General features: G+C 63.1%; 19 protein-coding genes and 1 pseudogene. 8 read left to right on the forward strand and 12 right to left on the reverse strand.

Annotated features, from left to right (window positions below; translation table 11 throughout):
• A pseudogene (locus HNO86_RS13605) lies at positions 1-371 on the forward strand (hypothetical protein); the annotation flags it as partial.
• A gap of 252 nt (positions 372-623) precedes the next feature.
• Here HNO86_RS13605 and HNO86_RS13610 read toward each other — a convergent pair.
• Positions 624-1520 (reverse strand): LysR family transcriptional regulator, encoded by an 897-nt coding sequence (locus HNO86_RS13610; protein WP_175377471.1) that lies wholly within the window; start codon positions 1518-1520, stop codon positions 624-626.
• A gap of 124 nt (positions 1521-1644) precedes the next feature.
• Here HNO86_RS13610 and HNO86_RS13615 point away from each other — a divergent pair, with 124 nt between their 5' ends.
• Positions 1645-2667, forward strand: a complete 1023-nt coding sequence (locus HNO86_RS13615; RefSeq protein WP_175377472.1) for an alpha/beta hydrolase — start codon at positions 1645-1647, stop codon at positions 2665-2667.
• A gap of 207 nt (positions 2668-2874) precedes the next feature.
• Here the strand turns inward: HNO86_RS13615 and ycaC are convergent, their stop codons facing one another.
• The 4 genes from ycaC to HNO86_RS13635 all read right to left on the reverse strand — a co-directional run bounded on the left by ycaC (position 2875) and on the right by HNO86_RS13635 (position 7426).
• The gene (gene ycaC, locus HNO86_RS13620; RefSeq protein ID WP_175377473.1) at positions 2875-3501 is read right to left on the reverse strand and encodes an isochorismate family cysteine hydrolase YcaC; all 627 of its coding nucleotides are present in this window, start codon (positions 3499-3501) and stop codon (positions 2875-2877) included.
• Positions 3502-3573: 72 nt separating this feature from the next.
• Positions 3574-5412, reverse strand: a complete 1839-nt coding sequence (locus HNO86_RS13625) for an amidohydrolase (RefSeq protein ID WP_175377474.1) — start codon at positions 5410-5412, stop codon at positions 3574-3576.
• Between the two features lie 9 nt (positions 5413-5421).
• Positions 5422-6033 (reverse strand): antibiotic biosynthesis monooxygenase, encoded by a 612-nt coding sequence (locus HNO86_RS13630; RefSeq protein ID WP_175377475.1) that lies wholly within the window; start codon positions 6031-6033, stop codon positions 5422-5424.
• Positions 6034-6499: 466 nt separating this feature from the next.
• A complete protein-coding gene (locus HNO86_RS13635) occupies positions 6500-7426 on the reverse strand; it encodes a LysR substrate-binding domain-containing protein (RefSeq protein ID WP_175377476.1) in 927 nt (308 codons plus the stop codon).
• A 155-nt stretch (positions 7427-7581) separates the two neighbouring features.
• Here HNO86_RS13635 and HNO86_RS13640 point away from each other — a divergent pair, with 155 nt between their 5' ends.
• Complete coding sequence (locus HNO86_RS13640) at positions 7582-8013, forward strand: helix-turn-helix domain-containing protein (RefSeq protein WP_175377477.1); 432 nt, start codon at positions 7582-7584, stop codon at positions 8011-8013.
• Between the two features lie 123 nt (positions 8014-8136).
• Here the strand turns inward: HNO86_RS13640 and HNO86_RS13645 are convergent, their stop codons facing one another.
• Positions 8137-8727 carry a flavodoxin family protein gene (locus tag HNO86_RS13645; RefSeq protein ID WP_175377478.1) on the reverse strand — a complete coding sequence of 197 codons (591 nt, stop codon included), beginning with the start codon at positions 8725-8727 and terminating at the stop codon, positions 8137-8139.
• Between the two features lie 282 nt (positions 8728-9009).
• On the opposite strand from HNO86_RS13645, the gene HNO86_RS13650 reads away from it, so the two are divergent.
• A complete protein-coding gene (locus HNO86_RS13650; protein WP_175377479.1) occupies positions 9010-11814 on the forward strand; it encodes a winged helix-turn-helix domain-containing protein in 2805 nt (934 codons plus the stop codon).
• Here the strand turns inward: HNO86_RS13650 and HNO86_RS13655 are convergent.
• Both HNO86_RS13655 and HNO86_RS13660 read right to left on the reverse strand, forming a co-directional pair.
• Positions 11779-13251, reverse strand: a complete 1473-nt coding sequence (locus tag HNO86_RS13655; RefSeq protein WP_175377480.1) for a winged helix-turn-helix domain-containing protein — start codon at positions 13249-13251, stop codon at positions 11779-11781. The genes HNO86_RS13650 and HNO86_RS13655 overlap by 36 nt on opposite strands.
• 162 nt (positions 13252-13413) lie before the next feature.
• Positions 13414-14364, reverse strand: coding sequence for a GlxA family transcriptional regulator (locus HNO86_RS13660; protein WP_175377481.1), 951 nt, complete (start codon positions 14362-14364; stop codon positions 13414-13416).
• Between the two features lie 242 nt (positions 14365-14606).
• Between HNO86_RS13660 and HNO86_RS13665 the strand changes: the two genes are divergently transcribed.
• Positions 14607-15329 carry a pirin family protein gene (locus HNO86_RS13665; protein WP_175377482.1) on the forward strand — a complete coding sequence of 241 codons (723 nt, stop codon included), beginning with the start codon at positions 14607-14609 and terminating at the stop codon, positions 15327-15329.
• Positions 15330-15357: 28 nt separating this feature from the next.
• Here the strand turns inward: HNO86_RS13665 and HNO86_RS13670 are convergent, their stop codons facing one another.
• Positions 15358-16233: a LysR family transcriptional regulator gene (locus tag HNO86_RS13670; RefSeq protein ID WP_175377483.1), complete on the reverse strand. Its 876-nt coding sequence runs from the start codon at positions 16231-16233 to the stop codon at positions 15358-15360.
• Between the two features lie 113 nt (positions 16234-16346).
• Here HNO86_RS13670 and HNO86_RS13675 point away from each other — a divergent pair, with 113 nt between their 5' ends.
• Together HNO86_RS13675 and HNO86_RS13680 are read left to right on the forward strand one after the other, a co-directional pair.
• A complete protein-coding gene (locus HNO86_RS13675) occupies positions 16347-17570 on the forward strand; it encodes a YbfB/YjiJ family MFS transporter (RefSeq protein WP_175377484.1) in 1224 nt (407 codons plus the stop codon).
• A gap of 23 nt (positions 17571-17593) precedes the next feature.
• A complete protein-coding gene (locus tag HNO86_RS13680; protein WP_175377485.1) occupies positions 17594-18595 on the forward strand; it encodes an NAD(P)H-quinone oxidoreductase in 1002 nt (333 codons plus the stop codon).
• Here HNO86_RS13680 and deoC read toward each other — a convergent pair.
• Positions 18589-19272 carry a deoxyribose-phosphate aldolase gene (deoC, locus tag HNO86_RS13685; RefSeq protein WP_175377486.1) on the reverse strand — a complete coding sequence of 228 codons (684 nt, stop codon included), beginning with the start codon at positions 19270-19272 and terminating at the stop codon, positions 18589-18591. The genes HNO86_RS13680 and deoC overlap by 7 nt on opposite strands.
• A 121-nt stretch (positions 19273-19393) precedes the next feature.
• On the opposite strand from deoC, the gene deoR reads away from it, so the two are divergent.
• Positions 19394-20164 (forward strand): DNA-binding transcriptional repressor DeoR, encoded by a 771-nt coding sequence (gene deoR, locus HNO86_RS13690; protein ID WP_175377487.1) that lies wholly within the window; start codon positions 19394-19396, stop codon positions 20162-20164.
• Here deoR and HNO86_RS13695 read toward each other — a convergent pair.
• On the reverse strand, positions 20157-21215 hold the full coding sequence (locus tag HNO86_RS13695; protein WP_175377488.1) for an aldose 1-epimerase family protein: 1059 nt from the start codon (positions 21213-21215) through the stop codon (positions 20157-20159). The genes deoR and HNO86_RS13695 overlap by 8 nt on opposite strands.
• The gene (fucP, locus tag HNO86_RS13700) at positions 21212-22543 is read right to left on the reverse strand and encodes an L-fucose:H+ symporter permease (RefSeq protein ID WP_175377489.1); all 1332 of its coding nucleotides are present in this window, start codon (positions 22541-22543) and stop codon (positions 21212-21214) included. The genes HNO86_RS13695 and fucP overlap by 4 nt, the downstream gene beginning before the upstream one ends.
• Positions 22544-22579: the final 36 nt, after the last annotated feature.

Below are 22579 nucleotides of genomic sequence, written 5' to 3' on the forward strand. Positions count from 1 at the left end.
GCGGCGGTCATGGTGGTGGCGGCAATGGCGGCGGTCACGGCGGAAGTGGCGGTGGTGGAAGCGGCGGCAGTGGCGGAAGCGGCAGTGGTCATGGTGGTAGCAGTGGCGGCAGCAGCGGCAGCGGCCATGGCGGCAGCGACCATTCCGACGGCACCGCCTCGAACTCCGGCCGCAGCGGCACCCACTCCGAACCCGGTGACGACCGCGGGGTTCACCGCTCAGGTGACGACAACGGCGTACATCGTTCGGGCGATGACAATGGCGTCCACCGCTCTGGCGACGACAACGGCACCCACCGCGCCGGTGAAGTCGGCGACGACCGCGGCCTGCACGCCGGCGGTGAACCCGGCGACGACAAACGCAGCAACTGATTCAGCCGCCGAACCCGTAGGAGCAAGGCTTGCCCGCGAAGGCGGTGTGTCAGGCAACATCAAGGTTGAATGTACCGACCTCTTCGCGGGCAAGCCTCGCTCCCACAATGGTTGTGGTTGTCAGCAAATTCTTCATTTACACACCGAACCTGTGGGAGCGGGCTTGCCCGCGAAGGCGGTGTGTCAGGCACCATCAATGTTGAATGTGCCGGCCAATTCGCGGGCAAGCCTCGCTCCTACAGGGGCCGGTGTTTAGAGCTCACATTCAGCCTGATTCAGCCGCTCGCGCAAAAACTCGATCAACGCCTGCACCGGTCGCGATGATTGGCGGTGCTGCGGATAGACCGCCGACAGAGTCAGGGGCTCGGGGCGGAAATCGTCCAGCACTGGCACCAGCCTGCCCTCCTTCAATGCCGCGCCGACGATAAAGGTCGGCAGGTACGTGATACCCATCCCGGCCACCGACGCATCCTTGAGCAGCTCGCCATTGTTGACCCGCATCCGCCCGGTGACGTTCACGGCCATGGGCTTGCCCGGCCCGGCGAAGCGCCATTGCACCTGGCGGCCGTGGCCGTAAGGCAGGCAGTCATGGTCATGCAGGTCTTCGGGTTTGAGCGGCGTACCACGCTCAGCCAGATAAGCAGGACTGGCGCAGTACACACGCTCGATCGATGCGATGCGTCGGGCAATCAGCGTCGAATCTTCCAGCGTGCCGATACGCAACGCCAGGTCATAACCTTCACCGAGCAGATCCACCGGCCGATCACTCAAATCCACTTCCACCGTGACATCCCGATACCGCTGCAAAAACAACGGCAGCAGACACCCCAGATGCGCCAGTGCAAACGACAGCGGCGCGCTCACCCGAATGGTTCCACGCGGCTCCGTGGTCTGCCCGGCAATGCCCTGCTCCACCTGCTCAATCTCACCCAGCAGGCGCAAGGCCGACTCGTAGTAACTCTGCCCCAGCGGCGTGACGTCCAGCCGTCGCGTGGAGCGGTTGAGCAAACGCACGCCCAACCGCTCTTCGAGCTGCATCAACCGGCGGCTGACGAATTGCTTGGACAGGCCCAGTTGATCAGCGGCGGCGGTGAAGCTGCCGGAGTCCATGACCTGGCAAAAGATACGCATGTCTTCGAACGGGTTCATTGTCACACCTTGGTTGACAGTCAAACGCTTTATAGCGGCTTTTTCTCATTCGGGCACCTCATTAATCTGCACACATCGGCTCGGTACACGAGCTGCCAACCAACAGACTAAAAGGAATTACCCGATGAACATCGTCCAGAAAACCCTGACCACCACACTGCTCGCTTTCGCTGTCGGCAACGCTTTTGCCGCCGGCAGCCCGGGCGTGGAGCACAACACCCAGGCCTTCCTCGAAGCCCTCGCCGCAGGTGGCGGCAAGCCCCTCGAACAGCTGAGCCCGAAAGACGCCCGTGCGGTGCTGACCGGTGCCCAGGCGTCGGTGAAGGTGGACTTGTCCGGTGTCGAAGTCAGTGACCGTGCGATCAAGGTCGGTGAGCAGACCATCAACCTGAAGATCGTCCGCCCGGCCAAGATCAAGGGCGAGTTGCCGGTGTTCATGTTCTTCCACGGTGGCGGCTGGGTGCTGGGTGACTTCCCGACTCACCAGCGCCTGATTCGCGACCTGGTGGTGGAGTCCGGCACCGTAGCGGTGTACGTCGACTACACGCCGTCGCCGGAAGCGCACTACCCGACTGCGATCAACCAGGCCTACGCCGCGACCCGCTGGGTGGCCGAGCATGGACGGGAGATCGGTGTCGACGGCAAGCGCCTGGCCGTGGCAGGCAACAGCGTCGGTGGCAACATGGCGGCGGTGGTGGCGCTGATGGCCAAGGAACAGAACTTCCCTGCCCTGCGCTTTCAGTTGCTGATGTGGCCGGTGACCAACGCCGGGTTCGACAACGGCTCGTACCAGCAATTTGCCGAGGGCCATTTCCTGACCAAGGGCATGATGCAGTGGTTCTGGGACAACTACACCACCAACCCGGGCGAACGCGCCCAGATCCACGCCTCGCCGCTCAAGGCCAGCGCCGAACAACTCAAGGGCCTGCCTGCGGCGCTGGTGCAGACCGCCGAGTTCGACGTGTTGCGTGACGAAGGCGAAGGTTATGCCCGGCACCTGGATGCCGCTGGCGTGCCGGTGACCTCGGTGCGCTACAACGGGATGATCCACGACTTCGGCCTGCTCAACCCGCTGAGCCAGATTCCGGCGGTGAAAGCGGCAGTACGCCAGGCGGGGCTGGAACTCAAGACTCATCTGAAACCTTAAACAGCAAAAGATCGCAGCCTGCGGCAGCTCCTGCACGGGAACCCAATCCCCTGCAGGAGCTGCCGCAGGCTGCGATCTTTTAACGCTTTACCTGTGGGAGCGAGCCTGCTCGCGATGGATTCAGAAACGCCGCGGAGCATCAGATGCCCAGCGTTATCGTTAACGACCATCGCGAGCAAGCTCGGCTCCTACAGTAAGCCTGGCGGCTTATTTTGCGGTAAAGGTAGTGTAGCTGTTGATCAGGTTGCGGTAGTTCGGGATGCGCTCGGACAGCAGGTTGGCCAGGCCTTCCATGTCGTTGCGCCAGTCGCCTTGCAGCTCGCAGGCTACCGAGAACCAGTTCAGCAGTTGTGCACCGGCGGCCGACATGCGTGCCCAGGCAGCTTGTTGCACGGTGGTGTTGAAGGTGCCGGAAGCGTCGGTCACCACGAACACGTCAAAACCTTCGGCCAGGGCCGACAGGGTCGGGAACGCTACGCAAACGTCAGTCACCACACCGGCGATGATCAGTTGCTTGCGGCCGGTGGCCTTGATGGCCTTGACGAAGTCTTCGTTGTCCCAGGCGTTGATCTGGCCTGGACGGGCAATGAACGGTGCATCCGGGAATTGGGCTTTCAGTTCCGGCACGATCGGGCCGTTCGGACCGCTGTCGAAGCTGGTGGTCAGGATGGTCGGCAGGTTGAAGAACTTGGCGATGTCGCCCAAAGCCAGCACGTTGTTCTTGAATTCGTTGGGCGAGAAATCCTGCACCAGCGAGATCAGACCGGTCTGGTGATCGACCAGCAGTACAACGGCGTCATCTTTGTTCAGGCGCTTGTAAGGAACGTTGCTCATTGGAAAAACTCCTTGGTGGATGGTTATTGCTTGTCACGCCGACGCAAGAGCGTCGGCGTTTTTGGTTATGCGTCAGAAGGCAAAGCAGGAGCAGCCGAACGCGCCCCAGAAACCGGCGAAATCGCTGACCGGCGCGTTCGACAGGCGCGCCCGTTCATGACTGTGAGAATGCACCGCGCACGGACCACTGCACTGATGAACCTGGGCCTGCATCGGTGAGGTCGGGCGCCAGTGGCCCGGCACCTTCACCACCGGCGACCAGTCCGGCAGCACCGGCAAGCTGGCCGGGCCCAGCTTCTCGAAATCACCCGCGGCGTACACGACCTTGCCGCCGACCACGGTCAGCACCGACTCGATCCACTTGATCGCTTCTTCGTCGACGCTGAAAAAGTCCGCGCTCAGTGCCGCCACGTCCGCCAGTTGCCCGACCTTGATCTGGCCCTTCTTGCCCTGCTCCGAGGAGAACCAGGCGCTGCCGTGGGTGAACAGTTCCAGCGCGGTCTGGCGCGACAGGCCTTCGGCGTGCAGCTCCAGGCCACCCACGGTGCGACCGCTGACCATCCAGTACAGCGAGGTCCACGGGTTGTAGCTCGAAACCCGCGTTGCATCGGTACCGGCACCCACCGGCACACCTTCGGCCAGCATGCGCTTGATCGGCGGCGTGGCTTCGGCGGCCTTGGCGCCGTAACGCTCGACGAAGTACTCGCCCTGGAACGCCATGCGGTCCTGAATAGCGATGCCGCCGCCCAGCGCCCTCACCCGCTCGATGTTCTGCGGGGTGATGGTTTCGGCGTGGTCGAAGAACCACGGCAGGCCGTTGAACGGAATGTCGCGGTTGACCTTCTCGAACACGTCGAGCATGCGGCTGATGGATTCGTTGTAGGTGGCGTGCAGACGGAACGGCCAGCGCTGTTCGACCAGATGGCGCACCACCGGCTCCAGCTCGTCTTCCATGCTTTGCGGCAAGTCGGGGCGCGGCTCGAGGAAGTCTTCGAAGTCCGCCGCCGAGAACACCAGCATTTCCCCGGCGCCGTTGTGCCGCAGGAAGTCGTCGCCCTGGTGCAGGCTCACGCTGCTGGTCCAGTTCTTGAAGTCGGTGAGTTCTTCCTTGGGCTTCTGGGTGAACAGGTTGTAGGCGATGCGCACGGTCAGTTGCTGATCCTTGGCCAACTGCTCGATCACCTGGTAATCGTCCGGATAGTTCTGGAAACCGCCGCCGGCATCAATGGCGCTGGTCAGACCCAGGCGATTGAGTTCGCGCATGAACTGGCGGGTCGAGTTGACCTGATACTCCAGCGGCAGCTTCGGCCCCTTGGCCAGGGTCGAATACAGGATCATCGCGTTGGGACGCGCCACCAGCATGCCGGTAGGGTTGCCGTTGGCATCACGGACGATCTCGCCACCCGGCGGGTTCGGCGTGTCGCGGGTATAGCCGGCGACGCGCAGCGCGGCACGGTTGAGCAAGGCGCGGTCGTACAGGTGCAGCACGAACACCGGGGTGTCCGGTGCGGCCTGGTTGAGTTCGTCCAGGGTCGGCATGCGCTTTTCGGCGAACTGGAATTCGTTCCAGCCACCCACCACTCGCACCCACTGCGGGGTCGGCGTGCGGTCGGCCTGCTCCTTGAGCATGCGCAGTGCGTCGGCCAACGACGGCACGCCTTCCCAGCGCAGTTCCAGGTTGTAGTTCAGGCCACCACGGATCAGGTGCAGGTGCGAGTCGTTCAGGCCAGGAATCACACAGCGGCCCTTGAGGTCGATCACCTGGGTGCCCGAGCCGCGCAGGGCCATGGCTTGGGCATCGCTGCCGACCGCCACGAAGCGACCCTCGCGGATGGCCACGGCGCTGGCGCGCGGATTTTCCCGGTCAACGGTATGGAACTGGCCATTGAACAAAATCAGATCGGCGTTCATCGCGTTTCCTTAAGATTGAGAGGAATGGGATTGGCCGGCTTCCAGCCAGGGCGCAAACAGGCGCGTGGCCATCGGCATGAAGACGTACACCACCGACAGCACGATGGTCAGGGTGATCAGGAAGGTCGCGACCACGTAGCTGGACAGAAACGTATTGAGGGCAAGCAACGGCCCCCAGAGCAGCGGCACCAGCAAGGTGTGCGGCAGGATCACCAGCAGCGTCACCACGGCCTGCTTCCAGCGCGGCGGAGGTGAAGCCGCATCGGCCAGCGGAGCGAACCAGAACTCGTTGACCGGATTGACTTCGGTCTGGTCGCCGTCGGCCAGCATCGGCGCGGCTTCGTCGACCAGCGCCTGGCGCTGCGGCGAATCGAGCCAGCGCTGCATCGCCTCGGTGGAACAAAAGCGTAGTACACAGGTGAACAGATGCAGGCCCGCCTGCTTGCCACGGACCACATCCACCCCCAAATGCCCCTCGCTCTGCCCCGCCACCTTGACGATGTTGCGCAGCCAGGCTTCATAAGGCGTTTCAAACCCGGCCTTGATCCGGTGTTTGACGATCAGGGTGACGACTTCGCCCGCTCCGGGGCTGGTGGGTTCTGGTCGGTTGAAATCAGACATACGCAAGGCTCCGGCAAATCGAGTAAAGAGATTGCCGGGGTGGGGGGAGAAAAAATTGGATGTACGTGCTCTTTTTGCGCAAGCGGCACGAGCACTGTAGGAGCGAGGCTTGCCCGCGAAAGCGGCGGGTCAGCTGAAATCGATGTTGCCTGACAGGACGCCTTCGCGGGCAAGCCTCGCTCCCACAGTGATCGCGGTGCTCCCGGATTTTGTGATCAACACATAACCCTGTGGGAGCGGGCTTGCCCGCGAAGGCGGCGGGTCAGCTGAAATCGATGTTGCCTGACAGGACGCCTTCGCGGGCAAGCCTCGCTCCCACAGTGATCGCGGTGCTCCCGGATTTTGTGATCAACACATAACCCTGTGGGAGCGGGCTTGCCCGCGAAGGCGGTGGTTCAGGCGACATCGATGTTGACTGACACAACGCCTTCGCGGGCAAGCCTCGCTCCTACAGGATGGCGGTGGGTCAGGCGCTGCCGGAGGTGTCCAGCGGCGCGGACATGAACTGGCTGATGCGCGAGCGCAGCCAGCGTTCGGCCGGGTCGTTGTCGTGCACGCCGCTCCAGGCCATGGACAGTTGCGCGGCTTCGATTTCGAAGGGCGGGTCTTCGGCGCGCAGGCCGCAGCCTTCGACCAAGGCGCAGGCCGCGTAATCCGGCACGGTAGCAATCATCTCAGTGCCCGCCAGCAATGCCCGCAGACCGCTGAATTGCGGCACGCCCAGCACCACCTTGCGGCAGCGTCCGACCTTGGCCAGGTCCAGATCGATATTGCCGCTCAAGTCCCCGGAGAACGACACCATCGCATGGGGCCGCGCGCAGTATTCATCCAGTGTCAGCGTCCCCGGCCGAGTATCACCGCGCAGCACCTTGCACGGAATATCCCGCAGCTTCTTGCGCTTGGCATTGGCCGGCAACTCCGTGGTGTAACTCACCCCCACGGAGATCTCCCCGGACGCCAGCAGCGCCGGCATCAACAGGTAGTTGGCGCGGCGCACCACGACCACGATCCCCGGCGCCTCTTCCTGCAACTGACGCAACAGCGGCGGAAACAGACCGAACTCGGCATCGTCCGACAGCCCGATGCGGAACACGTCGTTGCTGGTCGCCGGATCGAACTCCTTGGCCCGGCTGACCGCGCCGGAAATCACGTCCATCGCCGGCTGCAGTTCCTTGAGGATCGCCAGCGCCCGCCCCGTCGGCTCCATGCCACGGCCCTGACGCAACAGCAGCGGATCATCGAACAGGTCACGCAAGCGACCGAGCGCGGCGCTCACAGCCGGCTGGCCCATGAACAGTTTTTCCGCAACGCGGGTGAGGTTTTTCTCGAACATCAGCGCTTCGAAAATCACCAGCAGGTTCATGTCGACGCGACGCAGATCATTTCGATTCACAGGCACGGATTCCTTGTGTGTCAGGCCAGGTACGGGGGTGAATGTGGCCGACTTTACGCGAGTCTTCCCGCGATGGCCGAGGAATTAACAACGTTTAACTCGCAAGCCAGAGCGCCCGGCTTCAAAAATGAGGTCTACCGATACGGACCTTTGCCATGGCTCAATTACAGCAAAACGCCGTCCTCGCGACAGTCGCAGATTCCCTGAAGAAGAACGCCGGGGGCCTCAGCCCTCAACGTGAGCGACTGGTCAAACAACTGATTCTCGAGCGGCTCGGCGACCCCCTGGAAGTGACCGAACTGGCCCTCGCCTGCTCGTTGTCACGCAGTCATTTTTCCCGCGCTTTCAAGTGCAGCACCGGTCTCTCGCCCCAGGACTGGATCCGCCAGCAACGCATCGCCCGGGCCAAGCTGTTGATCCAGCACACGGACCTGAGTCTCACCCAGATCAGCCTGGAATGCGGCTTCTGCGATCAGGCGCACTTCTGCCACATGTTCACCCGCAGCGAAGGCATCAACCCGTTTGCCTGGCGCTGCCGGGTGATGCAGGGCCCGAAAAGCAGACCCAGCGCCAGCGCGGTTTTGTAGCAGCTGGCGAAGCCTGCGTCCGGCTGCGCAGCAGTCGTAAAATCATGCACTGCGGTCTATCAGGTAAATCCGGTGCACAGGGTTTGCGACTGCTGCGCAGCCGGACGCAGGCTTCGCCAGCTGCTACATGACCGTGCGCTTATCCGGATCTATCGCCATCCGCGCCGCCAACCGCGCCACCCGCGCCCCCAGATGCGCCGCCGTGCAGCGATCCTCCACCGGCGGCGCCTGCTCGGGTGACTGCTCGACATTGGACTGGGCCATTGCGCCCAGCGAACTGCCGAGGCGATTGAGCTGACCGTCGAACACCCCGACACCCGAACGCGCAGGCAGCACGTCGAGGCCGACCCAGATCATCGAATGCTGGGCCGCGAATACCGCCATCTGCAGCAAGGTGTTGAGCTTGTCGCCGCACAGGCAGCCGGAATTGGTGAAGCCGGCAGCCAGCTTGTCGCGCCAGGGTTGCGCCAGATAGAAGGCGGCAGTAGCTTCCATGAAACCCTTGAACGCCGCCGAGGCGCTGCCCATGTAGGTGGGCGCGCCGAAGATGATGGCGTCGGCTCGGTGCAGGAGGTCCCAGTGGTCGTTCACATCTTCGATGCAGACGAGCCGGCACTGGCTGCCGGGATGGCGTTCCACCCCCTGGGCCACCGCCTCGGCCATGACCCGGGTATGCCCGTAGCCACTGTGATAGACCACCACCACGTTGATCATTACGGCGTCCTTCCGATGAATGAAATCCCAACACGGGGCCAGTGTTGAACCGGAACGAAAGTACGACGAGTTAAACGTTGTTAATTTTCCTGGGCCGCCCAACGCCTCGACATCCGCTTAACCCAGGCGACACCCAATAAACACGGAGCCTTCTCCACTCCCGGACAACCGCCAGTCGAAGTGAACACCGCGCAGTCAGGCCCGCCACGCATTGCACTGCCGCAAAAACCTGAGAACATGCCTGAAAGCCGCGTAACAGACGGCTGTGACAGGAGTGACCCGTTGACCCTTTCCCTCGAAAAGGCCGTGCATTTCGGCCCCTACAGGATCTACCCCGCGCAACGCCTGGTGATGGAGGCCGACCAGCCCCTGCGCCTGGGGCGGCGGGCGATGGACATCCTGTTGATCCTGCTGGAACACGCCGGGAACGTGGTCAGCAAGCAGCAACTGATGGCCGCCGTCTGGCCCGACACGGTGGTCGAGGAGATCAATCTGCGGGTGCACATGGCGGCCCTGCGCAAGGCCCTCGGCGATGGCCAGGCCGGCCAGCGCTATATCGTCACCGTGGCCCAGCGTGGCTACAGCTTCGTCGCCCCGTTCTTTCTCGAGCAGACCCGGCCGAGCCCACCCGGCGAGCCGCTTGCATCCCGCGGGCACAACCTGCCCCTGCGCAGCACCCGCCTGATCGGTCGCCAGGCGCTGGTCGACAGTCTGGTGGAGCAACTGCCGCGCCAGCGCTTCATTACCTTGATCGGCCCCGGCGGCATCGGCAAGACCACTGTGGCCCTGAGCGTCGCCGAACAACTGATCGGTCGCTACCGTGACGGCATCCGCCTGCTGGACCTGGCGCCGATCACCGACCCGCTGATGATCAGCGGCCATCTGGCCGCGCTGCTGGAACTGTCCCTGCACGACGCCGAACCGCTGACCAGCCTCGCCCTGTTCCTGCGCGAGCGACAGATGCTGCTGGTCATCGATAACTGCGAGCACCTGCTCGACGACGTGGCCGTGCTCTGCGAGAGCCTGCTGCGAGGCGCGGCGCAGGTGCACATCCTGGCCACCAGCCGCGAGAGCCTGCGGGCCGAAGGCGAGTTCGTGCAGCGTCTGGAATCCCTCGACTGCCCGCCGCCCATCGCCGTTCCGGACCGCGCCCAGGCCATGAGTTTTTCCGCGTTGCAGCTGTTCATCGAACGGGCCATGGCCAGCCATGACAGCTTCGAATTCAGCGATGCCCAGTTGCCGCTGGTGATCGACATCTGCCGACGCCTCGACGGCATTCCTCTGGCTCTGGAACTGGCCGCCGCGCAAGTCGCCAGCCTGGGTCTTGATGGTTTGCTGGGGCAACTGCACCACAGTTTCCGCCTGCTCCCTCACAGCAGCCAGCCCTCCCCGGGCCGCCACCAGACCCTGCGCGCCACACTGGACTGGAGCTTCCAGCTGCTCAGCCCCTGCGAACAGACTTGTTTGCGCCGACTGGGGATTTTCCGTGGCGGCTTCACCCTGGCCTCGGCGGCAGCGGTGATCGTCGGCGAACACATCGAACCTCGCGAGGTATTTGGTTCGATCACGCAACTGGTGGCCAAGTCCCTGCTGAGCGTGGACGTCGGCGACGAGGAGGTGTTCTACCGCTTGCTCGACACCACCCGCCGCTACGCCCTGGAAAAACTCGAACAGGCCGCCGAACTGCCCGCCACCCGCGAGCGCCACACCGAGCGCTGCCTGGCCTTGATGCAACAGGCGCAAAAGGAATGGGAACGCACGCCGACCAGCCTGTGGATCGAGCGCTATGCCCGGGGCCTGGAAGACATCCGCGCGGCGCTCGATTGGGGCCTGAATGCCCTGGGGCCGCAGGCGCTGGCGATCCGCCTGACCGCGGCGTCCACGCCGCTCTGGCAGGAGCTGTCGCTGCTCAAGGAACACGGCGGTTATGTGCGCAAGGCCCTGGCCTTGCTGGAAGCCGCGCCCGAACCCTGCCCGCGCCTGCAAATGGCCCTGAAACTGGCCCTGGGCAGCGCCTGCTATCACGTTCAGGGTGGCACCGCGGAAACCATCGGCGCCTTCGTCACCGCCCGCGCCCTGGCCCGACAATGCGATGACGTGGTCGGAGAATTGCGCGCCGTCTCCGGGCACATGGCGGTCAACCTCAGTTGCGGCCAGTACCAGATGGCCCTGGAGCAGACTCAGCAGTTCGACCGCCTGGGCCTGCATGGCGATCCGCTGCTGTCGCTCAGTACCCATCGCCTGCGGGTGCTGGCGCTGCATTTTGCCGGCGACCAGTCACGGGCGCGGCTCAATGCCGAAGAAGTCATCCAGCGCATGGCCCACAGCGGCCATCTCAACCGCTTCACCCACGGCTTTGGCGTGCAGTACGACCAGAGCGTGGCGGCCCTGACCATCCTGGCGCGCATTCTCTGGCTCCAGGGACAACCGGAACAGGCCTGGCGCACCGCCCGACAGGCGCTGGACATCGCCCTGCAGATCAACCACGGCACGTCGATCTGCTACACCCTGGCCCTGTCGGGTTGCCTGATCGCCCATTACAACGGCGACAGCCAAACCGCCCGCGACCTGCTGCGCATGCTGCTGGAGCAGGCGCAAAAACACTCGGTGATGCTGTTCTACACCTGGGCGCAGCACTATGCGCAGGTCATCGACGCTGGCGACGGACAGGCCGCGCCAGGTCCGGGCATCGGCTTGATCAAGGAGATCATGGTCACGCTGGACGGCGGCTTCGTCGACGAGCACCTGCTCAAGCGCGCCGACAGCGGCGCGGCGGGCTGGAGTACCGCGGAGATTCTGCGGGCCAGGGCCGATGCGCTGCTGGCCGACGACTGCCCGATCAAGGATTGCACCGCCGAAACCGTGCTGCTCAAGGCGCTCAACGTGGCCAGGTCGCAAGGTGCATTGGCGTGGGAGTTGCGCAGTGCCACGTCGCTCGCACGGCTGTGGCAGCGTCAGCGACGTTACCGTCAGGCCCATGACTTGTTGGCGCCGATCTACCGGCGCTTCACCGAAGGCCATCACACCCCCGACCTGATCGCCGTGGGTGGCTTACTCGGCCAGTTGCAGAATCACCTGCGGCTCTGACGGCCGCTGCCCCTGGCCGATGAAGCCGGCGTAGCGGGTCTGGAACCTGCGCAAGTCGCCACTGTGCTCGAGTTTTTCCAGGGCATAACGGCGGGTGGTGTTGAGGAAGCGGTAACGGCTCACGCCCCGGTCCTGCTCAAGCGACAACAGTGATTTGAGGGCCAGGCTGTCCAGCACCTTGGTCAGACTGGCGGGCACCAGTGTGTCGCAGCTGATCACAGCCAGCGCCGCCTCCAGGGTGAATGCGGACTTGAACACCGCGAGGCGCTGCAACACGGTCTGCTCCACCGGGCTCAGGCGTTCGTAACTCCAGTCCAGTGCCGCCTTGAGGGTCTGGTGCCGGGGGACCGCCGTGCGTCGGCCCTGGGTCAGCAGTTGAAAGCAGTTATCCAGTTGCGCCTGCACGCCCACCAACGCCAGCGCGTCGATCTGCGCGGCCGCCAGTTCGATGGCCAGGGGCAAGCCATCGAGACGCCGGCAGATGTCGCGTACCACCCGCAGGTCCTGCTCGCGCAGGACAAACCCCTGCTGACGGGCACGGGCGCGGCTGACGAACAGCTGCACAGCCGAATAGCCCATGACTTCCTCGACACTGCGCAACGCCGAGGCCGACGGCACCACCAACGGCGGCAATGGCAACAGGGTTTCGCCGGTGGCCAGCAGCGGTTCGCGGCTGGTCACCAGGATCGACAGGCGCGGCGCCGAGGCCAGCAGCGTTTCGACCAGCGACCGGCATTGCTCCAGCAGGTGTTCGCCGTTATCGAGGATCAACAGCACGTGCCGTTGTTCCAGCGCCTCCAGGCTGAGGTCAAGGGTCTGTGCGATGTGATCGGCCAGTTGCTGCGGGTCATCGATCAGCGCCAGATCCACCCGCCACACACCGTCATGAAAATGCTGCAACAGCAACTCGCCGACCCGCAGCGCGACCGTGGTCTTGCCGATGCCGCAGGGGCCGACCAGGGTCATCAAACGGCGCGTCGGCAGCAGTCGCATCAGACTGCCCACCACCGCATCGCGACCGATGATCGAGGTCAGTCGCGCCGGCAGGTTGTGCTGGAGTTCATGCAGGTGTTCGAGGGGGATCGGAGTGATTTGCGCGGCCTGCTGCACCGGTGCCACGAAGCTGTAGCCGCGCTGGGGAATGTTGACGATGTAGCAGTGGCCGTCCTGCCCGTCGCGAAAGGCCCGACGCAGCGCCGCGATGTGCACCCGCAGGTTGATTTCCTCGACCACCGAGCGCGGCCACACCTGGGCGATGATCTGCTCTTTGCTGATCACGGAGCCGGCGTGTTCGACCAGCACCTGCAGGATATCCAGCGCACGCCCGCCCAGGCGCATCGGCTCGTCGCCATCCAGCACCAGCCGCTGCTGCATGTGGAATGCATAGGGGCCGAAGCGCAGCACCGTGTCGCTGTGGGTATTTCCAAGGCTGTTCATCTGACGTCATCCACCAGGAGCCGGCCCGGCACGCGAGTCCATCCAGGCTCCGTACCTTCCTTGTAATGAGTTCAGGGTTATCTTGGCAGGCTCTGATGACGGTACAACCATCCAGGGGGGAGCGTCACGGCCATTGCGATGCGCGCAACGGACACCCTGGCGTCAACTGAACTGTTCGCGGTACTGGGTCGGCGTCAGGCCGAGCTTTTCACCGAACAGAAACCGCATATGGCGCACGCTGCCGAAACCGCTCTTGAAGGCCACGGTCTTGAGCGGTAGCTCACTGGTTTCCAGCAGTGCGCGTGCGCAATCGATCCGCGCGCCTTGCAGAAATTCCATGGGGGTCATGCCCACTTCACGAGCAAAGACCCTGGCGAAATGCCGGGCACTCATGTTCGCCAGGCCCGCCATGCGTTCGATGCTGAAGCTTTCGTCCAGGTGTTCCAGCACATGGTTCTGCACCCGGGTGATCGCGGTTTCCTGAGGCGCCACGGTGGCCATCAACGGGCTGAACTGCGCCTGGCCGCCTTGGCGTTTCATCACCACCAGCAACACCTTGGCCACGTCCTGGGCGACTTTCTTGCCGTGGTCTTCGGCGACCACCGACAGCGCCAGGTCGATACCGGCGGTGACGCCGCCGGAGGTGATCAGGTTGCGATCCTGCACATAGATCAGGTCGGTCTCGACGGTGGTGTTCGGGAAGGCCTTGATCAGGCGTTCGATGTAGTGCCAGTGGGTGGTTACGCGGTAGCCGTCGATCAGCCCGGCGTGGCCCAGGACAAAGGCGCCGGTGCAGATCGAGCCGTAGGCTTTGGAACGGCTGGCGTTGTGCCGGAGCCAGTCAAGCAGCGGCGGATGCCGTTCGTTGTAGGCACCGGGACCGCCGGGCACCAGCAGCAGGTCGTAACCGTCGCAGGCCTGGTCGATGTGCAGGTCGGCGTGCACGCTGACGCCATTGGACGCGCGCAACGGACCGGGCTCGGTGCCGAGGGTGGTCAGCACGTAGTGGTCGTCGGGCTTGAGGTACCGATTGGCAATGGAAAACACCTCCATGGGCCCGGCCATGTCGAGCAGGAGAAAATCGGGGAACAGCACCATGGCCACGGTTTTCATGGGTTGGATATCACCAAAAAATAAAATGGAATCACTGACTGCACACAGATCCCGTGTGGGGGCGGCGTCCAGCCGGGGTTCATGTTGCGCATTATGGCGCAGTGAAAGAGCAACGTCCTGCGAGGATTACTGTCAACCCGAATGAGACAGTATTTCAATTTCCACCTACTTATTGCACCTACCAGTAACCATTAACCTTCTCCTCACTCGGACGAATCAACGTCCCCACAGGAGAATTCATCATGCTGACCCTTCGTAAAGCTTCTGATCGCGGCATGGCCAATCATGGCTGGTTGAAGTCGTTCCACACCTTCTCCTTCGCCAACTACCGCAACCCGAAAGAACAGGGTTTTTCCGATCTGCTGGTGATCAACGATGACCGTGTGGCCGCCGGCAAGGGTTTCGGCCAGCATCCGCACCGCGACATGGAAATCTTTTCCTACGTGCTCGACGGCGCCCTGGAACACAAGGACACCCTGGGCACAGGTTCGGTGATCCGCCCCGGCGATGTGCAGTTGATGAGCGCCGGCAGCGGCGTGGCCCACAGTGAGTTCAACCACTCGGACAAACGCCCGGTGCACTTCCTGCAGATCTGGATCGTGCCCGAGGTCAGCGGCGCCAAACCGCGCTATCAGCAGGAGCACTTCAGCCCGCAGAAAAAACGCGGCCGCCTGCAACTGATCATCTCCCCCGACGGCGCCAACGGTTCGCTGAAGGTGCGCCAGGACGCGCGGGTCTACGCCGGCCTGATCGACGGCCAGGAAAGCGCCACCCTGGAACTGGCTGCCAATCGCTACGCCTATGTGCACGTAGCGCGGGGCAGCGTCGAACTCAACGGTCTGAGCCTGAAGGAAGGCGACGGCGTGCGGGTTCGTGAGGAACAGGTACTGACCTTGAGCAACGGGGTGGACGCGGAAGTACTGGTGTTCGATCTGCGGCCGAAGGAATTGCCGGAAATGCCATAAAGTTTCTGAATGCAATGACATTTGTGGATTACAGGGTGGGCTCGGCAAAAGCCTCGACAATCTCCTCAATCACCGCCCGCACCCGCGCGGTGTGCCGCAAATCGGCATGGGTCACCAGCCACACGTCATAAGGCAACGGCCGGGTACGCTCCGGCCACAGCCTGACCAATCCATCCCTCTGCCCCACAGGCACCGGAATCTCCCCGATCCCGATCCCCGCCGCAATGGAACGACGCACCAGCAGGCTGGAACTCAGGCTCGAAACAATCCGCCCACGGCCCATCGGCTCTCCCACCAGCGTCATGTCCCGGCCACTCTGCAAATACGGCTGATACGCCACCAGATCATGCCCTTCGAATGCCGTTCCCGGCTCCGGTATGCCGTGGGCATCCACATAGGCTTGCGAAGCGAACAACCCCAACGGCCAACGGGCGATGCGCCGGGCGATCAGGTCCGGGTTATCGGGCCGGGTGTTGCGCACGGCGATATCGGCCTCGCGCTTGGCCAGGCTCAAGATCTGCGTCGAGGCGTCCAGCTGCACCCGCACGTCGGGGTGTTTCTGATGCAGACGGGCAACGGCCGGGATCAAAAAATCGATGGCCAGCGAATCGGTGGTGGTGACGCGCACGGTGCCGGTCAGGCGATCATCGAGCCCCTGAATCCGCCGCTCCAGCTCCAGCGCCGAATGCTCCATTTTCTCCACGGCGCGCATCGCCGCTTCCCCCACGGCCGTTAGCGCGTAACCTTCGGAGGTGCGCAGGAACAGCGTCGCGCTCAGGGACTTTTCCAGCGCGGTGATCCGCCGCCCGACCGTGGCCTGATCCACCCCCAGCACCCGCGCGGCGCCGCGCAACGTCGATTCGCGACAGACCGCGAGAAACACCCGTGCGTCATCCCAGTTCATGCTTTCCTCCCGTCGATGCATTTGTGCATCAGTACGAAGTGTAATCGCAGCATTAATGCATCGTCGATCCCCGATATGCTGGACGCCATTGAAACCTGACAGGGACACCCTTCATGGCCAGCACTTCCAACCAACCCCGCCATGCGATCTGGCTGCCGATCCTCGCCGGCCTCTGCGCCAGCCTGGTGAGCATCGGCCTGGCGCGATTTGCCTACACGCCGCTGATTCCCTCGCTGATCCAGGCCCATTGGTTTTCCGCCAGCGACGTGGTGTACCTCGGTGCCGCCAACCTGGTGGGTTACCTGATCGGCGCCCTGATCGGTCATCCCCTCGCTCGCCGCACGTCGAACAGAACCGCCCTGCGCCTGATGATGCTGGCGGTGACCCTGGCATTTTTCGCCTGTGCCTTCCCGCTCTCGGTGAGCTGGTTCTTCGGCTGGCGCCTGCTGTCCGGGATCGCCGGCGGCGCGATCATGGTGCTGGTGGCGGCGACGGTGCTGCCCCATGTGCCGGCCGCGCGCCGGGGCCTGGCCAGTGGCGCGATCTTTCTCGGCATCGGCCTGGGCATCGCGGGCTCCGGGACCCTCGTGCCGCCGCTGCTGAGCCTGGGCTTGCAGCAAACCTGGCTGGGCCTGGGCGCGCTGGCGCTGGTGCTGACGTCGATGAGCTGGTTTGGCTGGCCCTCCTCCGCGCCCCATGCAACTGCAGCGACAGTCACGACCCAACCGAAGCCAATGAATCCGGGCGTGTACCTGCTGTTCGCCCAATACGCGCTGATGGCGGCCGGGCTGGTGCCGGCGATGGTGTTCCTGGTGGATTACGTGGCCCGCGGCCTCGGTGCCGGGCAACAGGTCGGCGCGATGGTCTGGGTGATGTACGGCCTTGGCGCGATTGTGGGACCGGTGAGCTACGGGTTTCTGGCCGACCGCTTGGGCGGCCGATTGAGCATTCGCGTGGTGCTGGTGGTGCAGGCGATCGCGGTCGGCCTGCTGTCGGTTTCCAGCACCTTTGCGGCACTGGCCCTGCTGGCGGTGATCATCGGCTCCTTTCCACCAGGCATTGTGCCGCTGGCGCTGGCCCGGGTGCATGAACTGATTCCCGAACATCACCAGCAACAGATCGCCTGGAGCCGAGCCACCGTGTCCTTCGCCACGTTCCAGGCCTTGAGCGGGTTCGCCTATTCGGCACTGTTCAATGCCAGTGGCGGGCAGCACGCGCTGATGTTCGCGATTGCGGCGGGGGCGATTGTGCTGGCGCTGGTGCTGGAGGGGGTGGCGCGGTTGCTACGCCATTCGCAAGAACGCCCCGCTCCCACACTTGATCGGTGTATGAACTGAAATTCTCTTGATAGGTACCCAACATGACACTGCCCCAAACCATGACCCACATCGAAATCACCCACCCCGGCGCCCCCGACGTCCTGCAACCGCGCCAGGTACCGGTCCCCACCCCGGAGGCCGGCGAACTGCTGATCCGCGTACACGCCGCCGGGGTCAACCGCCCCGACGTGCTGCAACGCGCCGGCCAGTACCCGATGAAACCCGGCATGAACCCGATTCCCGGGCTGGAAGTGGCCGGTGAAGTGGTGGCCGTCGGTGCCGGTGTCAGCGAATTCGCCGTCGGCGACCGGGTCTGTGCGCTGACCAACGGTGGTGGCTATGCGCAATACAGCGTGGTGCCGGCCAGCCAGGCCTTGCCGATCCCCGAAGGCATGGACTGGCTGCACGCCGCGGCGATTCCGGAAACCTGCTTCACCGTCTGGGCCAACCTGTTCGAAATGGGCGGCGCACGAAAGGGCCAGCGCGCATTGATTCACGGCGGCACCAGCGGCATCGGCACCACCGCGCTGATGCTCTGCCGCGAGTTCGGCATCGAAGCCTTCGCCACGGCGGGCAGCGCGGAAAAATGCGCAGTCGTGCGCGAACTGGGTGCCGAAGCGATCAACTATCGCGAGCAGGATTTTGCACAGGTCATCGCTGAAAAAACCTCGGGGCGCGGAGTCGATGTGGTGCTCGACATCATGGGCGGCTCGTACCTCAACGACAACGTCACGGCCCTGGCAATGGAAGGTCGGCTGGTGATGCTGGGCTTCCTCGGCGGCGCGGTGGCCAAGGATGTCAACTTGCTGGCGATCATGGCCAAGCGTGCTTCGGTCACAGGGTCGTTGTTGCGTTCACGGACGAAGGAAGAGAAGGCCGAGATTGCCCGACAGTTGCGCGAAAACGTCTGGCCGGTGCTGGCTGCCGGTCGATGCCTGCCCGTGATCGACAAGGTCTACCCGCTGGCCGACGCGTCGCTGGCCCATGCGCGGATGGAGGCCGGCGATCACGTTGGCAAGATTGTGTTGAGCGTCTCTCAGTAACCCTCACCCGCTGCCTGCGCGCCACTGATGATGGCGATACCGGAACTGGTGCCCAAACGCGTGGCACCCGCTTCGATCATCGCCACTGCGGTCGGGTAATCACGTACACCGCCCGAGGCCTTGACGCCGATTCCGGCCCCCACCGTCCGACGCATGAGCGCCACGTCATCCACGGTGGCGCCACTGCGGCTGAAACCGGTGGAGGTTTTGACGAACGCTACGTTCAGCTCGCGGCAAATCTCGCAGGCCTTCACTTTTTCGGCGTCGTTGAGCAGGCAGGTTTCCAGGATGACTTTCAATGGCACGCTGCCGCAGGCTTGCTTGACCAGGGCGATATCGTCGTGGACCAGATCGAACAGACCGTCCTTCAACCAACCGATGTTCAACACCATATCGATCTCCCCCGCCCCGGCGGCAATCGCCCGCTCGGCCTCGAAGGCTTTGCTGTCACTCAGACCGGCCCCCAGCGGGAAACCCACCACCGCGCACACTTTGACGCTCTGCCCGGCCAGGCTCTGCGCCGCATGGGGCACTTGCCCCGAGTTCACGCACACCGAATAAAAACCGTGCTCCTGCGCTTCACGGCACAGGGTCGCGATTTGTTCGCGGGAAGCATCGGGTGCCAGCAGCGTATGATCGATGAATTGCGCCAAGGCCTGAGGTTCAAGGTGTGCCATCGCGAAAACTCCTGTTTGTGTATTCAAATGCCCCTGCGCCACAATCATGGATCAATCGCGCAAAAACGTTACAAAAATCACATTTAATGTTACTTATTTAACACCAACAATCAACCCCGGAATGCCTGTGGACAGTAAAAAAGCCGAGCGCCTCAAGCTTATTCAACAAGCCCTGCAAGACCAGAGCGCCATTCACCTGCGCGAAATGGCGGCCTTGCTGGACGTTTCGGAGATGACCCTGCGCCGCGACCTGAGCAAGTACACCGAGCACTTGCGACTGCTGGGCGGGTACATCACCAAAATCCACGACGGCAACGAACCCGGCGATTACCGGGTGGCCGAACAGGACACCCGGCACGTCGAGGAGAAACGCCGGATCGGCAAGCTGGCGGCCGGTTTCATTCAGCCCGGCGATACGGTGTTCTTCGACTGCGGCACCACCACGCCTTTCGTGGTGGACTTCATTCCCGACGAACTGGAGTTCACCGCCGTGTGCAATTCCCTGAACGTGCTGCTCAAACTCTCGCAAAAGCCCAACTGCCACATCGTGGTCTGCGGCGGCACGTTCCACCGCAAGAACCAGGTGTTCGAGAACCAGAGCGAAACCGGCATCCTCGACAGCGTGCGCCTGACCTGGGCCTTTGTGTCCGCTGCCGGGATCAGCCAGGACTTCGGCGTGACCTGCTTCAACTTCAATGAAGTGGAAGTCAAGCAGAAAGTCCTGCGCCAGGCGCAGCAGCGTTTGCTGCTGGCCGATCACAGCAAGTTCGACACTGTGCGTACCGCACATTTCGCTGCCCTGGAAGACTTCCAATACATCGTCAGCGACAAGAAAATCCCCAAGGCTTATCGCGACGCCATTGCTGCCAATGGTGCGCAATTGATCATCTGATCAGGGCCTGTTGTTCCTCGGCACTGAGGTAGCCGGTGGTGACGCTGAACGCCGCCTTCGCTCCGGCTGCCAACGTGCGAACATAGCCCTTTGCCGACTCTGCGCGATAACCTTCCGGCTCGCAGGTGGCAGGCAATACGAACGCCGCCACCTGCTGATCCGGATTGTGCAAAATCCAGCGGGCGGCATGCTCGAACTGGTCAGGGCGATAGCGGGTATAGAACGCCGCGCCATCGGCATGGCTCAGCAGAAAATGCGCATGCCCCGTAGAGTCGGCCCGTACGCCGTCGAAAAAGAACACGATTTCCGGATCGTAAAGCTCCGGCTGATCCAGGCACTGAAACTGCTCGGGTTTCAGCGCCAACTGATCCATGTAAGCACTCCATGCCGGCGTTGGCTTGACGTGCGCCGGAACGCTGGTGCGCAAGCGCACGCGTTCCAATCCAAGGGGTTCGACGAATCGCCCGCCTTCGACGTAGGCGTAATTCATGTGCGCCATGTACATCAGGTCCATGGGTTTTGCCGCCAGATTGCTCACCCGCATGTCGATGTCGAACAGCCCCGAATCCGCACGCAATGTCACGCTCGGACTGGCCCGATAGCGATCGCCAAAACCCTGCACGTATTCGTACTCGCCGCCTACTCGCAGGAAACTCCCTTCCTCCCCTTCGCCCACCTCCAGCCAGGCACTGTCCATGGCCGCGCAAGGCATTTCGCCGTGCAGCGGATGATCGTCCTCGGGGCTCGGGCAGCCATTGCGCAGCAAACCACTGTGAAACATGAAACAACCATAGGTGCCGATCACCGTCGGACTGGGTCGGGGCTGACTGAACAGGTTTTTCATGGTCAGGTCGCAACCGTCGAATACGGCGGACCAGATCATCTGCCCCTGATAGGGCAGCACGATCACATGCCCGCGACTGTTCGCCACCTCAACCGCCAGCACTCCGCCGGGATAAACCCAGGCGCTGACCTTGAAAGCCGCAGACTCCAGCAGCGTCTTGCGCGCTTCGCCGAACATCGCCTGATGAAGATTGATCCGCGTGCTCATGACGCCACCGCCGCACCCACCGGCGCGCGTTCACTCTCGCAGTGACGCAGGCAACGTACCGCGTACATCACGATCACGATGAAGCACAGCAACGGCACGCTATAGGCCAGTTGCATGTTGCCGCCGCTGTAGTCGGACAGCAGGCCCTGGAAGATCGGAATCACCCCGCCACCGACGATGCTCATCACCAGCAGCGAACCACCGACACCGGTGTCTTCGCCCAGGCCGTCAATGGTCAGGCCGTAGATGGTTGGCCAGCACGGGCCGAGGAACACGCTAACGCCCACCGCCGCATACACCGCGGTGATGTTCGGCACCACAATGGTGTAAGCCAGCAACAGGATGCACAGCACGCCGTACACCGCGAGTACCTTGGCCGGGTGCAACTTGCGCATCAGCACATTGGCGATCATTTTGCCGACGAAATAAGCGGCGAACGTGGTCAACAGGAACCATGAGGCACTGCGCTCGTTCATGCCACCCAGTTGCATGGCCAGGCGAATGGTGAAACTCCAAACGCCCACCTGGGCACCGACGTACAGGAACTGCGCCAACACGCCAAAGGTGAAACGCGGGTTGCGGCGCAAACGCGAAAGGCTCGCCCCCAGGCGGGTGGTTTTCTTGCTGACCGGCTGGTTGCCTTTGCAGGAGGGGAAACGGGTGATGGCGATCAGGATGAACATCAGCACCAGCACCGCAATCATCCATTTGTACGGCAGCAAGGTGGACTGGATCATTTGCAGTTGCTGAATGGCGGCCTCCGACGCGCTCATTTGCGTCAGCTGCTCATGGGTCGCATCGGTGTCCTTGAACATCACGAAGCTGCCGACGTAGACCCCGGCCATCGCGCCGAACGGGTGGAACGTCTGGGAAATGTTCAGGCGACGGGTACCGGTTTCCCGTGGCCCCATCAAGGTCGAATAGGTGTTGCAAGCGGTCTCGAGGAACGACAGACCGGCCGCGATCACGAACAGCGCCAACAGAAACATGCCGTATTTGGCTGTGGAGGCCGCGGGGAAGAACAGCAGGCAACCGAACATGTACAACATCAGACCGATCAGGATGGTGGTCTTGTAACTGAACCGGCGAACCACCAAAGCGGCGGGGATCGCCACGAAGAAATACCCCAGGTAAAACGCCGACTGCACGAATGCCGTCTGGAAATCGCTGAGCAGGAAGGCCTTCTTGAAATGCGCGATGAGCACGTCGTTCATGCTCGCGGCTGCTGCCCACAACGCGAAGATGCTGCACAGCAGGATAAAGGCGAACCACGGCGTGCGGTTCAGGTAGAAGCCATCGGGCGTCTGTTGGAGCGGAGGCTTTGTCATTGTTGTTCTCCGTGATCAATGTGGGAAAGGTGCAGC

It is taken from the genome of Pseudomonas sp. C1C7 (genome assembly GCF_013359595.1).
Classification (GTDB): domain Bacteria; phylum Pseudomonadota; class Gammaproteobacteria; order Pseudomonadales; family Pseudomonadaceae; genus Aquipseudomonas.

Coding starts and splice junctions, on each gene's coding strand:
- HNO86_RS13625 (WP_175377474.1), bottom strand. CDS start 5,412: ATGAACGCCGATCTGATTTTGTTCAATGGCCAGTTCCATACCGTTGAC.
- HNO86_RS13655 (WP_175377480.1), bottom strand. CDS start 13,251: ATGAACAGCCTTGGAAATACCCACAGCGACACGGTGCTGCGCTTCGGC.
- HNO86_RS13640 (WP_175377477.1), top strand. CDS start 7,582: ATGGCTCAATTACAGCAAAACGCCGTCCTCGCGACAGTCGCAGATTCC.
- fucP (WP_175377489.1), bottom strand. CDS start 22,543: ATGACAAAGCCTCCGCTCCAACAGACGCCCGATGGCTTCTACCTGAAC.
- HNO86_RS13665 (WP_175377482.1), top strand. CDS start 14,607: ATGCTGACCCTTCGTAAAGCTTCTGATCGCGGCATGGCCAATCATGGC.
- HNO86_RS13615 (WP_175377472.1), top strand. CDS start 1,645: ATGAACATCGTCCAGAAAACCCTGACCACCACACTGCTCGCTTTCGCT.
- HNO86_RS13660 (WP_175377481.1), bottom strand. CDS start 14,364: ATGAAAACCGTGGCCATGGTGCTGTTCCCCGATTTTCTCCTGCTCGAC.
- deoC (WP_175377486.1), bottom strand. CDS start 19,272: ATGGCACACCTTGAACCTCAGGCCTTGGCGCAATTCATCGATCATACG.
- deoR (WP_175377487.1), top strand. CDS start 19,394: ATGCCTGTGGACAGTAAAAAAGCCGAGCGCCTCAAGCTTATTCAACAA.
- HNO86_RS13645 (WP_175377478.1), bottom strand. CDS start 8,727: ATGATCAACGTGGTGGTGGTCTATCACAGTGGCTACGGGCATACCCGG.
- HNO86_RS13680 (WP_175377485.1), top strand. CDS start 17,594: ATGACACTGCCCCAAACCATGACCCACATCGAAATCACCCACCCCGGC.
- HNO86_RS13675 (WP_175377484.1), top strand. CDS start 16,347: ATGGCCAGCACTTCCAACCAACCCCGCCATGCGATCTGGCTGCCGATC.
- HNO86_RS13630 (WP_175377475.1), bottom strand. CDS start 6,033: ATGTCTGATTTCAACCGACCAGAACCCACCAGCCCCGGAGCGGGCGAA.
- HNO86_RS13695 (WP_175377488.1), bottom strand. CDS start 21,215: ATGAGCACGCGGATCAATCTTCATCAGGCGATGTTCGGCGAAGCGCGC.
- HNO86_RS13670 (WP_175377483.1), bottom strand. CDS start 16,233: ATGAACTGGGATGACGCACGGGTGTTTCTCGCGGTCTGTCGCGAATCG.
- HNO86_RS13610 (WP_175377471.1), bottom strand. CDS start 1,520: ATGAACCCGTTCGAAGACATGCGTATCTTTTGCCAGGTCATGGACTCC.
- ycaC (WP_175377473.1), bottom strand. CDS start 3,501: ATGAGCAACGTTCCTTACAAGCGCCTGAACAAAGATGACGCCGTTGTA.